This is a genomic window from Escherichia sp. E4736 (assembly GCF_005781225.1).
Classification (GTDB): domain Bacteria; phylum Pseudomonadota; class Gammaproteobacteria; order Enterobacterales; family Enterobacteriaceae; genus Escherichia.
The window spans coordinates 81,647-96,413 of the sequence record NZ_VATT01000011.1; the positions used below are offsets into that span (position 1 = coordinate 81,647).

20 protein-coding genes are annotated in these 14,767 nt (G+C 51.8%); all 20 read right to left on the reverse strand.

The genetic code is table 11. From position 1 onward, the window contains the following. Positions 1–3: 3 nt before the first annotated feature. Positions 4–1,707: a hypothetical protein gene (locus FEK46_RS08310; protein WP_171021372.1), complete on the reverse strand. Its 1,704-nt coding sequence runs from the start codon at positions 1,705–1,707 to the stop codon at positions 4–6. Next, the gene (locus FEK46_RS08315) at positions 1,707–2,252 is read right to left on the reverse strand and encodes a hypothetical protein (protein WP_130222176.1); all 546 of its coding nucleotides are present in this window, start codon (positions 2,250–2,252) and stop codon (positions 1,707–1,709) included. The genes FEK46_RS08310 and FEK46_RS08315 overlap by 1 nt, the downstream gene beginning before the upstream one ends. Then, positions 2,224–2,949: a hypothetical protein gene (locus tag FEK46_RS08320; protein WP_135559721.1), complete on the reverse strand. Its 726-nt coding sequence runs from the start codon at positions 2,947–2,949 to the stop codon at positions 2,224–2,226. Before FEK46_RS08320 ends, FEK46_RS08315 begins: the two co-directional genes overlap by 29 nt. Continuing rightward, positions 2,939–3,526 (reverse strand): tail fiber assembly protein, encoded by a 588-nt coding sequence (locus FEK46_RS08325; RefSeq protein WP_135559722.1) that lies wholly within the window; start codon positions 3,524–3,526, stop codon positions 2,939–2,941. Before FEK46_RS08325 ends, FEK46_RS08320 begins: the two co-directional genes overlap by 11 nt. Continuing rightward, the gene (locus tag FEK46_RS08330; protein WP_135559723.1) at positions 3,526–5,100 is read right to left on the reverse strand and encodes a phage tail protein; all 1,575 of its coding nucleotides are present in this window, start codon (positions 5,098–5,100) and stop codon (positions 3,526–3,528) included. Before FEK46_RS08330 ends, FEK46_RS08325 begins: the two co-directional genes overlap by 1 nt. A 10-nt stretch (positions 5,101–5,110) precedes the next feature. After that, positions 5,111–5,698, reverse strand: a complete 588-nt coding sequence (locus FEK46_RS08335) for a phage tail protein (RefSeq protein ID WP_130222180.1) — start codon at positions 5,696–5,698, stop codon at positions 5,111–5,113. Then, complete coding sequence (locus FEK46_RS08340; RefSeq protein WP_135559724.1) at positions 5,691–6,875, reverse strand: baseplate J/gp47 family protein; 1,185 nt, start codon at positions 6,873–6,875, stop codon at positions 5,691–5,693. Before FEK46_RS08340 ends, FEK46_RS08335 begins: the two co-directional genes overlap by 8 nt. Next, positions 6,872–7,201 (reverse strand): DUF2590 family protein, encoded by a 330-nt coding sequence (locus tag FEK46_RS08345; protein ID WP_135559725.1) that lies wholly within the window; start codon positions 7,199–7,201, stop codon positions 6,872–6,874. The genes FEK46_RS08340 and FEK46_RS08345 overlap by 4 nt, the downstream gene beginning before the upstream one ends. Continuing rightward, positions 7,198–9,165, reverse strand: a complete 1,968-nt coding sequence (locus tag FEK46_RS08350) for a phage tail tape measure protein (RefSeq protein WP_135559726.1) — start codon at positions 9,163–9,165, stop codon at positions 7,198–7,200. Before FEK46_RS08350 ends, FEK46_RS08345 begins: the two co-directional genes overlap by 4 nt. 187 nt (positions 9,166–9,352) lie before the next feature. Next, the gene (locus FEK46_RS08355) at positions 9,353–9,610 is read right to left on the reverse strand and encodes a putative phage tail assembly chaperone (protein ID WP_130214821.1); all 258 of its coding nucleotides are present in this window, start codon (positions 9,608–9,610) and stop codon (positions 9,353–9,355) included. Beyond that, positions 9,597–9,785, reverse strand: coding sequence for a hypothetical protein (locus FEK46_RS08360; protein WP_135559727.1), 189 nt, complete (start codon positions 9,783–9,785; stop codon positions 9,597–9,599). Before FEK46_RS08360 ends, FEK46_RS08355 begins: the two co-directional genes overlap by 14 nt. Beyond that, positions 9,757–10,095: a hypothetical protein gene (locus FEK46_RS08365; protein WP_135559728.1), complete on the reverse strand. Its 339-nt coding sequence runs from the start codon at positions 10,093–10,095 to the stop codon at positions 9,757–9,759. The genes FEK46_RS08360 and FEK46_RS08365 overlap by 29 nt, the downstream gene beginning before the upstream one ends. After that, positions 10,095–10,436, reverse strand: coding sequence for a M15 family metallopeptidase (locus tag FEK46_RS08370; RefSeq protein ID WP_135559729.1), 342 nt, complete (start codon positions 10,434–10,436; stop codon positions 10,095–10,097). The genes FEK46_RS08365 and FEK46_RS08370 overlap by 1 nt, the downstream gene beginning before the upstream one ends. Continuing rightward, positions 10,423–10,725 (reverse strand): phage holin family protein, encoded by a 303-nt coding sequence (locus tag FEK46_RS08375; RefSeq protein ID WP_001155239.1) that lies wholly within the window; start codon positions 10,723–10,725, stop codon positions 10,423–10,425. The genes FEK46_RS08370 and FEK46_RS08375 overlap by 14 nt, the downstream gene beginning before the upstream one ends. A gap of 9 nt (positions 10,726–10,734) precedes the next feature. Next, positions 10,735–11,190, reverse strand: coding sequence for a phage protein (locus tag FEK46_RS08380; protein ID WP_135559730.1), 456 nt, complete (start codon positions 11,188–11,190; stop codon positions 10,735–10,737). Beyond that, on the reverse strand, positions 11,187–12,314 hold the full coding sequence (locus FEK46_RS08385) for a DUF2586 domain-containing protein (protein ID WP_135559731.1): 1,128 nt from the start codon (positions 12,312–12,314) through the stop codon (positions 11,187–11,189). Before FEK46_RS08385 ends, FEK46_RS08380 begins: the two co-directional genes overlap by 4 nt. After that, positions 12,311–13,015, reverse strand: a complete 705-nt coding sequence (locus FEK46_RS08390) for a hypothetical protein (RefSeq protein WP_135559732.1) — start codon at positions 13,013–13,015, stop codon at positions 12,311–12,313. The genes FEK46_RS08385 and FEK46_RS08390 overlap by 4 nt, the downstream gene beginning before the upstream one ends. Next, positions 13,012–13,518, reverse strand: a complete 507-nt coding sequence (locus FEK46_RS08395) for a phage tail protein (protein ID WP_040080375.1) — start codon at positions 13,516–13,518, stop codon at positions 13,012–13,014. Before FEK46_RS08395 ends, FEK46_RS08390 begins: the two co-directional genes overlap by 4 nt. Continuing rightward, a complete protein-coding gene (locus FEK46_RS08400; RefSeq protein WP_170283460.1) occupies positions 13,515–13,967 on the reverse strand; it encodes a head completion/stabilization protein in 453 nt (150 codons plus the stop codon). The genes FEK46_RS08395 and FEK46_RS08400 overlap by 4 nt, the downstream gene beginning before the upstream one ends. A 96-nt stretch (positions 13,968–14,063) precedes the next feature. Next, positions 14,064–14,765 (reverse strand): phage terminase small subunit, encoded by a 702-nt coding sequence (gene gpM, locus FEK46_RS08405; protein ID WP_135559733.1) that lies wholly within the window; start codon positions 14,763–14,765, stop codon positions 14,064–14,066. Positions 14,766–14,767: the final 2 nt, after the last annotated feature.

Consider the following 14,767-nt stretch of genomic DNA (forward strand, 5'->3'; position numbering starts at 1 on the left):
GCATTAGGCAATAATCCCCTGATATTTTTCCCGGGTCTGCCCGGCTTTCGTCCCTGTCTGGGTGAACGCGGCGGCATTGGTTGGCGTCCCAACGGAGGGGTGCGAATGGCTCGCGCATTGCTGCGCCAGCTCTTCCAGTAAATCAATGGTGTCCAGCATCATGGTTAGGGCGTTGATACTCTCACTGCCAATATGGACAGTTGCCCCCATGACCTGCTGACCTCCAGCGGCCACTGATTTACGCAATGCGGCAATCTTCTCTGTCAGGCTTTCGCCAACCTCCACGGCTACAGCACCACCCACTTTAGTAGACTGCCGTCCTGTTATGTCCGTTTCTTCGTTTCCTTCAATACTGGACAACCTGTTACCTTTCACCGCCTGGCTATAATCACCGGTGCTGACCTGCTGGATGGCTCCAGCCAGCAATATGGCGGTTCCCAGTACCGTAGTTTTATCCGTAGCTTTCACCGTGGTTTCACGGCTTACCAGTTCGCGCTGTTCCGTATCGGCTTTTACGGTTCGCGCCATTGATGTTTCGCTGATGGTGTGATCGGTCTGCCTTACCCAGTCTCCAGCCTGAGTCACCCTCTGCGATACTTCTTCCCGCTGCTGCTGCAATTGCTCACCGGGTTTAACGTCCGGCAGGCTGGTACCATCCGGCAGCGTCTGCCTGATAAAGGGTTTATCCGGTCTGCCTCCCGTGAATGCAACCTCAACCAGCGTCCCTTCTGGCGGAAACTGGAACATGCCTGAATCATTCCCGGCCATCGGTACCGGCAACGGCACCGCTGAATAAACAGGCGTCTGATTGTCCGGGTTTCCGTCTGCGTCAAGCAACTGCACGTCCACGGCATAACGTGGCCGGAAAGGATCGGCAAAGTTACCGCTTTTTACCGGCTCTGAATACGCCACGACTCTGGCCATCTTTGGCAAATGAAGCCCGGATGCCAGTTCAGGGTAATGGCTTTCAATCTGCCTTTGTGCTGGTGTTTTCTGCAAAGGTTTACCCGTTACGCGGTTTCTCGGCATCCATGTGATCGCCATCGTGTCATTCGTCAGATGAACCTTAGTCACGCGCTCACCGTTCATCTCCACCCCTGGCCGCATAGTCTGGATCACTGGTAATGTTACAGAGTTACCGCCAGCAGCCCCCTGGCTGAACTCTGATGGGATTTCTACGGGACGACCGGCAAACAATGACTTTTCTGCGCCACCGACGTAAAGCGAACCATCAGGAAACTGGTACCAGATGTAATCCTGGATACTGAACGCCCTTCCCAGATTGTTCAGCAACTGATAACCAGTACCGTTATGGGTAAAATGTGGGATAGGGGTATCGCTGTACTGTGCGTCAGGCACACTGACCGTGATCCCGCTGTGTTCTTCCAACCAGACCGCAATTTCACGCAAAGTCGGGTGTTGAAACGAACATGGCCACATCCTTTCAAACACACCTGCCAACTCACGAATGAACAGACGCTGAAAACCGTTTTCAGCAGGCTGCGATCGCTCCACGTACCCCGTAAACCAGCGCAAAAGCAGATCAGTATACCCCACATCCAGCCGCACCAGTTTTCCGGTGTAATCTGTTGTTGTCTCTGCGGTGATGAAGCCCCGGCCGCAGCTGTTCAGCTCCAGTACCAGGCTGGCATCCACCAGGTGAACTTCATCCGTTGAAAGGTATAGGCGTTTTACTGGTTTCATCATTAACCCAAAGCATCATTGACGGGCTTCAGTACCTTGCGTTCAAACCACGTCAGTTTTTCTTCATCTTCTCCGGCAGACTGGCCACCGGACTGTCCCGCACTAACGGCAGTCTGTTTTTTTGCGGTCGTCTTACCTGTTGCCCTGGCCTCTTGCTTTTCCTGCACGCTGATATGTTCCGCCAGTGTGAATGTCACCAGCCAGGACATTTTCCCATCTTGCTGGGGGGCATCCACCGTTCCGCTGAACGTTGCTTCACGAAAATTAACAGCACGGGCAACTTCATGCACCACGCGGTATTTCTGGCGATTACCACTGGCATCGGTAGTACTGGCCAGCTCAAAAATACGCTTTAGTATTCCAGGCTGTTTAAAAGGTATTTCACCGCTGATCCGCAGTTCCTTTCCCTTTGCTCCCTGCTCTGATTTTGTTGTGGCGCTGGTCTGGCCGGACTGATCTTTATCCTGAAATTGCTGTGAAACAGTCACCCGCATGTTTTTCAGCTGGATGGCCTCGCCATTAAGCGCCAGTGTCGGGATCGAAGTCATGAATCATTCCCTTTATTCCATCAAGATTATCACCAACCAGCATCATGGCAGCGGTGTAAACGGCAGGCTGCTGCGGAATGTCCTTCATCAGTTCCAGTAACGTGGTGCCGGTGTCTCCGCTGGCAGTAAAAACCCACGCTCTGGCACTTTTTCCCTGTAAATCATTCAGGCCGCTGGCCACATCACTGATAAGCTGGTCACGCAACTGCGTGAACTCGCCCAGCTGTTTTTTCAGCCCTTCGATATCAAACCCGGCACCCGCCACCTTTTGTGCCTGACTGATTGCAGCAGCAGATAAAGCTGCCCTGCTGGTTGGTACAGACAGTGGAATGGACGCAGGTAACGCTGCGGCGGCTTTCGCCGGGATTTGCATCTTTTCAATAGCCAGCGCTGCGGCGGATTGTGCCAGCCGTTTGACCTGCGTGAATGCCGGAGCGGGGAAAATCCCGACCAGGTTATTCAGGCTGGTCATAAAGTTTTCCTGCGTCTGTCCGGTGACCATCATAATCACCACGTCCGCATTCCCCCCTGTTCCGGCCAGGCGTTCAGCAAGATAGCGAACAGCATTAACCGGGCTGAGATATGCCCCGTTCGCTGTCTGCTGTCCCAGCCCATAAATCCACGGATGCGCAGGGACGATCGAACAGTTCAGCGCAGCAACAGAATCTGTGAAGGCCAGACATGCTTCACGCCACATTTCCAGGCACCTCCGGCCACACAATTTCCGGAGCATCTTCCGGTTGAATACGGTTCAATAAAACCCGGAATTTTTTCCATGCAGTAAGTAGAAGTACTTCTTCTTCAGTCGCCATGTCTAAATCAACGGCATCCTGCAACGTGGCAATGGCGTCATTGGCCTGTTTAAGCAGGCTTTTCTTTTCGGCGTCTGCCTCGCTGACTAATGCAATTCGCATGGCCTCCGCATCATCCACCCACGCCTTACCATTCCATTTTTGCCAGGCATTAGCTGGTGCTAACGTGGTTGTCCTTTCCGGATAAGCGCCTGGCTCGGTGATCACCAGTTCATTACCGTTTTCTGTATCAAACACAACCTCACCACGGTGATCCTCACGGGAAATCCATCTTTGCTTCTCTGAATCAAAAATCGCCACAAACCCCGCTTTGATTGCCGGTGGCTTTATCGTGGTGCAGTTAGCTGGCAGTCCGGTATGCGCAGGAATAAAAGCATCACCCAAACCAATAAATTCATTCGTGTCAGAGCGCAGGTTATAAACGGTAACTGTTTGATCCGTTTCACTCATTTTAAAAGTCATTATGCGAGTCTCACTATGTAGTTAAATACGATGTTTTTAACGGTCGTTTCTTCATTGCCCGACGCGGCGACGGTAATGGTGTGACTATGTGCGCCTATTGCTACGGTATGAGAGTGAGCTCCAATTCCTACAGAATGGCTATGTGCGCCAATCCCTACAATATGAGCATGGTTGCCAGCCAAATCCGTATTACCTGTTGTTACGTTATCGCCGCCCTGACCTCTATTGATATCTCCGTTTTGAGTGGCCTGCCCCTTAACATATGTATGAGTATGTGCACCAGTTGTATCGGTTGTTTTGGTTCCGTAATCAAATGTGCTCACAGCTCTAGTGCCGTAGTCAAAGGATGATGTTGACTTCGTCCCCAGATCGGTACTGAATGCACTAGCAGTGTGGGCATGGGATTTATTGCCATCATCTTCATAGGACAAAACTGCACGGCCATCAGGTTTTCCTTTGATCGTCTGGCGGCGCATATCAGGAAGAACACCCGATGGGTATACAATAGCCAGTCGCTGGTAAGCCACTGGATCAAACACCTGCCCCTGCATGATTGCGTGACCCGCTGGTGGAATATCAGTCGGCCAAGGAAGTGGTACTCCAACCGGCACAACATCGCTAATGCTTAAGACCGCCAGCTCACCCAGCCCAAGATTTTTTCTGGCTTCCGCCTTGTCATTGATATCGGCAAGGTTTGCATCCTTACGCAAAAAATCGCTGCTGGCCTGTTGATCGCTCAGACTGCCTTTTGGCCTTAAATCCGTGATGTTGCCATCCACATCAATGCTGGCCACCGCAAATACAAAATGCTGAATACCGTTCTGAACATAATCAGTCAGATTTTCTACAACCGTGACTTTACTCTGTACACTCCAGACACTGCTCAGAATCCCTGTCCAGCACACATCCAGCCAGACTTTTACCGACATTGTCGTCACTGTAATATCCTGATTCGCATCCAGTGACACACGCAGTCCAGCCACATACCCTGTGCCTTTCGTGACATAAAACTGATTGCCGGTTTTGGCTACCAGATACCCGTTACCAAAAAACGCCGCCGCGCCATAAATATCTGTATTTTCCAGACGCTGGCGCTCATCAATTCCGGCCAAACGTGCAGTAAAATCAATCTGCCAGGTTTCAGCGGGCGTATTAATCCCAGTTTCTGTTTGTGCACCGTTGTACTCCATCAGAAACGAGCGGGTCAGCACGTTCCCCTGTTGCCCTTCTTTTGTTTTCAGTTTCTGCTGTGCTGGTGCATGGACAATCATTGCCAGCGTACCGCTAGCCTTATTGAGCAGACCAATCCAGTTAAAACTGAAATCCCCCACATCTGCGCCCAGCACTACGGAATAGACCACCCTATTTTCATCCACCACACCGGTACGGGTAACAGCTTGCCGGTGAACAATCTGTGCTGTCGGGGGCAACCCTTCATTGCGATCAACAGGGATATCCGCGTTTAAATCCGGCACACTGGCAAAAACAAATTCGTCCAGTAGTACCGGTTCACCTGTTGCGCCCTGCTGTGCTTTCCAGTTTTCAAACGCCAGTGTGATGGCTGTCTGTGACATAAAAATCTCCTTACAAACTCGCGCTGAATGTTGCGCTGCGGGCTTCCGTCCCTGCTAACGTCGCCGGGTAAACCACATATTCCCCATGATCCCACCCAGCCCGGATTACCAGGTTTTCAGACGTGATCACCTCAAACTGATAACGGCGGCATGTTCGCCCGTACTGGCGGATTATCTGGATCAGCAGCTGCGTGTTGTCTGCAATTTGGCTGTCTGTAACCCGAACCAGAATCACATCCCAGTCGATATTCGGTTGCCGTTCTAACAGTTCCACATAACCGATGCCCAACCGGTCAAAGATATTGATAAACCCCTGTACTGAACCAGCATCCCGCGCATTCACGAAGGCAAAAGCCACGCGTTTGCGAAACAGGCTCAACGGTTCACCATCAAAGCGGGTAATATCCCGGTCATAAGCCAGCAGGTTCAGTAATGCCGGTGTACACGTCAGCGGATCAAACTGATTTATTGGCCAGGTAACCCAGTTGTAAACCTCAGCCCAAAAACGCTGCGCCGTTTTCAGCAATTTCCCCGGTTCGCCTTTATTCATCCAGGAAGGCAAGACCATCCCGGCCAGCTTTTCCATAAACTCATTCATTATCAATATTCACCGTCAGTGATTTCAGACGCGGCACGTCCAGTTCACTGGTAATGTCTCCGAGCGAAAATGTCAGTGATTCCGTCTGTGCAAAGGTTTTATGAATTTCCCGCCCCAGTTGTGAAAATGAAAACCGTGAATATGGCCACGTCTTTCTGACGTCAAAATCAGCATTTTCACGAAAAGCGCAGCGGATAATGTTTTCAACGCCATCCTTCAGGCTTTTTCTTTCCTCATCGCTGAAATTATTCAGATTCTCGACATAAACCGTAACGGCCAGATCGTGAAACGTTTCCGGCATGGGATAACAATGCATATCATCACCATGCCCGTGATGCCCCTGGGTGTTGATATAGTCATTCACTGCATCCAAGAACGGTGCCGATGTCACCCCACTATCCAGCAATAGAAATGCGTTTGCTGTTCCAGGTCCCCTCGGTGCTTCATGCTCAAAGAAAATCCTATCGATACTCAACCCAGCAACGCTGGCGATCATTGAGCGATAAACCGCATCAGTGTGGTAATTCCCCACCAGATTGAACTGATTGCGACAACGCTCGCGCAGTTCATCATCGCTCTCCTCGTCAGCTCCCGGCACGGTCAGCCAGTTTTCCTCACTGGCCACATGGCTGATACCACTGACCGCCACCGGCAGAATGCGGTAGTATCCAGGCGCAAGGTTATATGCGCCCCCGGTACCAGTGGCTTGCACCGGCAGTAATGCGCTGGCTGCACTGGAAGCGATCACCACATCTTCAGTGGTAGCCAGCTCATAAACTCGCCCGTTAATGCGTTCTGTCTGGATAACCGTCCCAGCTCTGACCGTCACAACAGCCTTTGTGTCTTCTTTGAAGAACCGAATTACCCCCTGTGCAGCGCTCGCCGGTTTTGCCGTGACGTTCACAGCCCAGGCCAGCAGACGCAACATGCTCCCGCTGGCCGTGGCCACAAACATATTGGCCAGCACGGTTAACACCAGAACATCTTTAAGCCACATCACCGGGGCGGTCACAATGGCGGTGATTAATCGCCAGAACGGTGACATTCGGGATGTATTGGTGATAATTCCCTCATCTGCTGCAATCGCATTAAAGCGTTCCCGCACTTCGGCTTCCGTTACCGGCATACCGCTGTCTTTCACCACGTCTTCAAAATCAACCTGCGGTTTTTCCGTCATAAATCCACCTGCGCAGAGATCCCGCCAAAATCGTATGTGCTCGCGGTTACCCACAACCGCTTCTGACTTTCTTCACTGATTTCCACCGAACCCGGCACAATACGTTCATCATCTTCAATCAGTAATTCCATGCGGGTAAAAATATCCGCTCTCATTGTCGGGCTACGTTCGGCTATTAATTCCGTAGCCAACCCACTTTCAATAATGGAATGAATAATGTCCTGTCCGATACTTTGTCGGTTATTACATAATTCAGGTTCATTACCGACATTCAGAACAAAATCGCCGCCCTGAATCAGCAAATCAATATAAAGAACATTACTCATGCACCAAGCTCCTGCCATTCCATAAGCTGGAGTGGAGAAAATGCTTCTTTGGTATGGAAATGCACTTCGCCAATTTTCCGGCTGTTATCGATTACGGATGTTGTGTTTCTGCTGATTGTTTTACTGATACCACCATTATCCACACCTTTTAAATCGCCCCCCGTAGACAGCGTATTACCAGTTAATGGCTGTAAGGTTTCACTGGCCAGAGAAATATCCACGCCGGGAATTTCATTCAGTTTCTGAACAATCCAGTTCCACGACTTAAGAAATCCCTCTTTGATTGAGTTCCAGACAATATCAAACAGCGACATAATACCGGTGGCCATTCCCTTTAATGCCTCAGATGGTGAAAATCCTGTCAGCATAGAAATAAAACTGCTCCATCCATCACTGACATATTGCCAGGCTAAAACAAAGATCCCCGCTAGCCATTTCACTACGGCAGCACATGCCTGGAAGGCTTCGGTATTCATCACCGATGCTTTTATCGTGTTCCAGTGCTTAACCAGCAGATAACAACCAGCAACAAGCAGCGCAATGGCACCAATCACAAGCAGGATTGGCCAGCTCATCAAATTGATACCAATTCCGGTCATCATTGCGGCCATGCGTACCGCCAGTAACGCGCCGCGTAAAAACTTCAGCGTGGTATTCCAGGCGATTACCGCCATTTGCGCCAGCCAGACAGTGGCCGTGTAGATTTTCGTAATCGCCGTTAGCGCCACCCAGATCCCGCGCAATCCCATCATGATGAATCTGGATACCCCCATCACGATATTGACCACCGCACCCACGGCGGCAAAGCTCAGGAGTGCCATCGACGCATAACCAATCACACGGGCAATGTTAGGAAATAGCTGCATCCAGCGGGCAAAGGTCTGCCCCATATCAGCCAGGCGATTCAGAACCGGATACAGCACAGGGATCAGCGTCAGCCCGATCACGGTCTGAATGGCTTTCAGGATTTGCACAAAGCGATCCCACGGCTTAACCATTTTTTGTGCCATTTCCTGGGTACGCTTCAGACCGTCCGCACCGCCCAGTTCGGTGATGTTCCGCTGAAGTAACGCGACATTGCCGTAAAGCTGTTTAACCACTGCCGAACTGTCACCAAAGGCTGCATCCAGTTCCGCCTGGGCTTTCAGGTTCCCTTCAAGGCTTTTGCCATATTTGCCCTGCAACTTGATCAGCATTTCAGGCATGGACAGCATTTTGCCGGTGGAGTCAGTAAAGGACAGCCCCAGCTTTTTAGCGCCATCAATCGCACCGGTCATAAACCCTTCATAGGCGCTGCTGGCTTCCGTTCCCAGTGTCCGCTGAAGTTGCCCCAGCACGGCCAGTTGTTCATCCAGCCCTACGCCGTAGTTAGTCCCGACACCGCGCGCGCCTTCCATCAAATCCTTGATAGTGGCCATTTCTGTGCCAAAGGTTTTGCGCATATAAACCATCTTGCCTGCCAGTTGCTCGGCAAATTCAACCTTGCCCAGTCTGGTGGCATCGGCGGAAAAGTTACCGAACATCTGCCCCATAAATTCCGCCGTGTCCGCCGCTGTGGACTTGAGCGCAAAAGCCAGGGTATTGGCGACTTTCGTCACCTTCGGCAGTTCATTACCCGTCAGTCCGGCAATGGAAGTGTTAATATTTTCCGTGGATTTAACAAACTCCACCGCACTGGCACCATAGGTTGTACTAAAGCGCAGGGCATCACGCTGAACTGTCTTAAGTGCTGAATCATCAATACCTTTTGCGGCGGCATTATTCAGCGCGTCATACATTTCAATTGCCGGTGATAAAGCACTTTTGATCTCCATCCCGATACCTGCCAGCGCCAGAACGCCACCACCGATCTGCATAAAGGCTGCTTTTGATTTTTCCGCAAAGCTGGTGACGTTACCCTGCACCTGTTTTAACGGGCGGGATAATTTATCAATCAGGCTTAATGTAAAATCTAATTGTTTCATTCATTGCCTTTAAATGCTTTTGCCACACCATTGGCCACGGCTATTCCCGTATATTCCCAGTGACGATTGTCCAGCCAGATAGCGGCGGCGATATCATCAACGGAATCCTGACCATGTGGTAAATAATGACGGCGTAGAATTAAATATTGTTCGAGTCCATTTATTTCAATTTCATGGACTCGACTTGTCAGTTTTTTACTTCAATTTCCAGTTCAGGCGCATAAATATCATTTACTTTGCCAACCAGTTGAAGTGCAGCACCCGGACGTTTTAATACTTCACAAAGTGAGGCTTTACTTTCAATCGCAACAATTCGTGTCAGATAGTTATGCGCAGGAGCAACCTTATTGTCCATTGCCATTTCATTAATAAATTTATTGTAGGCAGTCTGGTTTGGTTCAAAAATAATTTCAACGCCACAAACACACAGTTTAATTTGTTCCATCAATAACTCTCTCTCTTAAAATAATTTCACCCACTAACTGATTATGACGAGCAGCACACTGACCATATAAATCAAGATAAATCGTCAGTAATTCCGCTGAGTCTTTTCCTGTCGCACCATTGAGGCGCGGCAACTGCGTGGCACATTTAGTTTTCAGATTTTCCTGATAACGCACGTTCGGTACCGGCTGCGGCGCTGTTGTACATGCTGACAAACTCATCAGACAGGCAACGATTAGTAAAAACGGGCTTAAGTATTTCCGTGCGTATCTCTCGCGGTGCCACATTTTTTAACGCCTCCAGTTTATCTTCCAGCGCTCTGGCCGAATCACTGGCAATACCCTGCATTGCTTTTCGCGATTCATTACCGGCCACCTGCGCCGCTGTATTGATTGCCAACTCTAAGCTATCACGCCGCCAGTCAGCGGTTAGCCAGCCCCAGACAAACGCCAGCGCCACCACAACCAACCACTGCCCGCTGCTCATCAGCGCACCCCGTTATGTTCCAGGCTGAAATGATTGCCATCCGGCCTGGATTTGAAGCGCCCGCCCCAGACTCCACCTAGAGATTCCCAGAACTCCCCCAGCGGCAGATAATCTTCTGTGCGAGTTTTGTACTGATCATTCACGAACAAATTAAAATCTACAGCCAACCGCTGGGTGTGCAGACTGTTAGAAGTACCACTGCCTTTCTTCTCATTCAGCGCAGCCTGTTCTGGTGTACGGTAAGCCTCACCAAATGTCAGTCGGTAGCCATGTTCTTCTGCCCAGTGGATCAGACTGGCCACCATGACTGTGAATAATTGCTGTTTTTCACTCAGGGTCATTTGTCTTGCTCCCGTTCTGCTTTCCCGCTGCACGTCTGCGCAGCCACACTTCCACCGCCTGATAACCGGCAATCCCCAGCGCCGCCCCCAGCCCCTGAATGGCCAGCGGGCTGGCATCCGGGATCTGAATCAGCACCGCCCCGGCCACTACTGAAACCAGACTGCCCAGGATCACGCGACCAGCAAACAGGCGCGGCGTGATGGGGTCATTACTGGTCAGCACATTGCCGATGGCAATCAATGCGCCAATGATCAGCAGTGAATAAAGGCTCTTTTCATGCTCCTGCATCCCTGCCCCTTATCCGATCAGGTTTTCTGTGGCTTCCGCTTCCAGATACGGCACACCGTTGATGTTGACGAATTTCGGACTGGTCACGAAATATTTGATTTTGTGCGTGGTCACACCGCCACCTTTCGGATCAATATCCAGCAGGTTGCTGACCTGCAATTTATTGCCGAACGTCTCCACCTTCATTTCTTCGCTACTGGCTTTGGCATAGAAAAGAAAATCAAGTGGTGGAAGCCCACGCCATGAACCCGCTGCACGGGCTTTGGCTGTCAGCACCTGAAGTGTTTTTGAACTGACTTCAATTTCCCCCTCAGCGGCAACATCGCCATCCACATACCCATCAGGGACGCCACGCGTCTGGGCGACAGCGCTGTTATCCGTAATATCGAGCGTGATTTTCTCGATATGGATCAGATCGCCGTCCATATAGGTGTCAAACGACATACCCGAAATACGTTTGGTCATGCTATAGCCTCCAGACTGGCATCCAGTAACAGGCTGATGGTGATTTGCAGTGGCACTTCCCAGGTACGTACCACAATGTAAATATCAACTGCCTTTTTGTTCTTCCAGACAATGGATACATCACCATCCTGCGGCGGCTTCACTTCTCCGGGAAATGACACCCCATTAATGCTGGCCGCAGTAGACATTTCGCGCAGTGGACTGGCGAACAGTGTCTGATGTGCGGCGATACTTCCTGGCGTGCTATTCAGCGAACGATCAGCGATTTTACTGATAGCCAGCAAACGAACACGGCGGGCAGCTTTATCCGCGACGCGCAAAGTTTCAATCGACTGATAATCGCCGCCCTCAACGTCCAACGTGCGGCCATCTGACCAGTAAAAACCGTCATAATCCGGGTACCACATTGGCACACTGAAACGCTGTGCTTCCAGCGCCTGAAGTGTGGCCAACTCAAGAACTTCTCCGGTACCATCAACCGGCATTTCGTCACTGCCCAGATTCATCAGCGCACCGGTTTTAACCCTCGCCGGACTATCTGCAATAGTCACCATACAGCTACACAGACGACCAGCCAGCACACCCGGTTCATTTCCCCACAGCCGGGGAACCAACTGAACCGACTTTTCTGCAATCCCATCCTGAAGAGTGGCCAAGCGAACCAAGTAATCCGCCTGGGCTTCTTCGTCCTGCACTCCCTGTGCGGCCAGAATGAACCACACCCAGCGGCCATACTTTGAAATCAGGGTGGTTCGTAACGTCACTGCCTGATTTACTTGCGCTTTAGCAGTGACATCGTCAGACAGCACCACGCCTTCCACAGAGCACACCACCTGCGCGGCTAAAACCGCTTTCACCCAGGCGTCCGCCTCCGCGTCAGCTGGCAGGACGTGAATGACCCCCCACCAGTTCTGGCCAGCGTTCGCCAGCGCAGCCAGAACATCATTTTTCAGCGGGCTGGCTTCCTCGCCCAGCAGTGAATCAACATCACTCTGGGCATTCACCGCCAGTGTTTTCCCCACATTTTTGGTACCCGTGCCGATAAACAGCAGTGTGCGTTCCACCTCATTGGTTTCACCCATCAGCTGATTTACCTGGTTTACGGTCACAATTGGCCAGGTCATGCTTTCCCCTTAATATCCTGCGCCTTAACGTCCCAGCCAAAGCCGATGGCCTGAAGCTGACGCGCCAGCGCCTTGTCAAATTCATCATCATTCATGCCCAGAAACACACGAGCAGGAAGATCCACTGTCCAGCTGGTTTTCACGGCTTTACTACTGAGTTTTCGAATCAGCAGCCCCGCCTGGCTGTATGGCATCGTTTTGGTGATTTCGCCCAGTGTGGGCTTTTTCCATCTCTTACCGGTTTTCACCCGGTACCCCAGCGCCCGTAATTTTTTGGCCTGGGCAGGCGTCGCCATTTTCCCGGCCTCTGCCTTCCGTGGCTGATTACTGCGGCTGGCCTTTACGCGCATTCCGTTTTGTTGCGCGTACCCCACCGTTCCGGCTGGTACCGGCGCTTCCCCGTTCCGGTATCCACCACCCTGTAAATAGATCCGCACAGCCTGAATTTCTGGCATTTCACGGATATGCAGCAGCTTTGGCAGGTTGCGCAGCATCTTCCCTTTGCGTTTTGTCTTACGTCCCGGCCACTTGCCATCCGGGGATTCCTGATTGCGCACATGCCGTTTTGCCGCAGCAATCACGCCATATTTGGCCAGACGCCAGATCAGACGCTGCCGTTTTCTCGGCGGCAGCTCCATGCTGGCCAGTGCCTTGCACAATTCGGCCAGCTGTTTTTTATTCAGCTCGCCACCAGCAATCATTCGCTATCCCCCACCGGCGCACCGGCCTCATCCACGCTGTAAATACTGGCGGTCAGTGCCGTCCAGATTTCAGGCTCAACCAGTGACCAGCGCTCACCCCGCCACGGAATAGCCCCGTTTTCGTCCTGCCTGATCACCAGTTCTTCTACCATCGGAACAGTCAGCACCACAGTGGCCACTTCCTCATCCTCCACCGACACATCCCAGTCAGGTTCAGCTTCACTCAGCCCCACTTCATCCAATAGTTCCCTGTCAGCATCATCCAGCCACGCAGCCAGTAAGGACATAAGCAACTGCGGCGGGCAAAGGCGATACGGGAAACGCTCCCAGCTCAGAACCGCGTCATATCGGATAACCGCCTGGCGATATTGTCCCAGCCCGTAATCCTTCGCCGCAGGGATGAACTTCATCTCATCCAGCACACTGTCAAATGACTGCATCGCACGGGGCGGGACGTTATCTTTAAAAAATGTGGTCAGGCTTTGGATCTGCGTCTGGCTCATACTTTTTTCACCGTTGCCCGTTTCAGCCCTTTCATACGGCGGATCACCACCGATGCTTCAGCCAGTAACCCCGCTCGGGTTTCCATACTTTCCTGTCCCGGATGAGTATCGCGCCGCCCGATAGTGGCGAACTCCCCCAGCAGATCCGCTTTTGCCCTGGCAAAAACGGCCTTCATATACTGGGCGCACAGGCTGTTCAGTCCGCCCATTTTTACACCTGGTACCTCTGCCGCCAGCGTGTAGCCTTTCGCTATCCAACTGGACTCCACGTTTTCCAGCTCCGCATTCACCTCCGCCACCGCTGCAAGCAACGCCTGGCTGATGGTGTCAGCGTCAATATCTGGCGGTAGTGACCGCTGCGCTTGAAAATCCTTCAGATTCAGATCTGGCCAGAATCCGTTATTGGTCAGCGGTTCATCCTGATAATCCAGCGGCTTTCCGCTAAACATAAATCCCCCGAAAAAGGCGGACTGGCCGGTTTCCACGGCGCAGTTACACACAAGGTGTTCTGCCCTCCACCGCGTCCGCCTGGCTTGCGGTAGTCTTTACCCTTGAGTCAGTTTTCGGATACGGGCGGCAATTGTCTGCCGCGCCGTTCTGACGCCAATTTTTGAGTAGTGTTTTTCTGCAATAGCCAGCAGCTGATCGGCTTTTTCCAGCGTTTCAATATCATCCACGCCCGCCGCCGTTTTCTGGCCATCGTCATTGCGTAGCAACTCCTGACCGGCAAACTTGAACCATTTGGCCGTCACCTGCTCATGCAGTCGCCAGGTGTTTGCCACCCGCTCAAACGTGTGGGTGAAATAAGGCTCCACACTTTCCCCGCGCCCTGCGGTTTCCTGCGCCCATGCCAGCATCGTATCCGCCACGAAAGTGGGAAAATTGCTGCGTAACCGATCCGGGGTTGCCTGCTGCTGGCTGATAGCAATGTCAGCCCAGTCCAGCGCCTTATCCAGATCGCCCACGTCAAACAGCCAGATAACACACCAGGCGAAAACCGGATTTGCATACTCCTGGCCACTCTCCAGATAGGCTTCCACAGTGGGAACCCAGCGCGGCAACAGCACATTGCGTTTGTACTCGACGCGATCGGCGATGGTAGGCAGACTTCGAATATATTCCACATCAGTTTCCAGCGCCCTGACCAGCAGGTGCATACTTTCCGTGGTTTCCAGTGCCTGGCTGCGCTTCAGCTTTTGTTCCATCGCAATACGCTGGCTGTGACGCTGCGCGGGGGAAAGTGCCATTT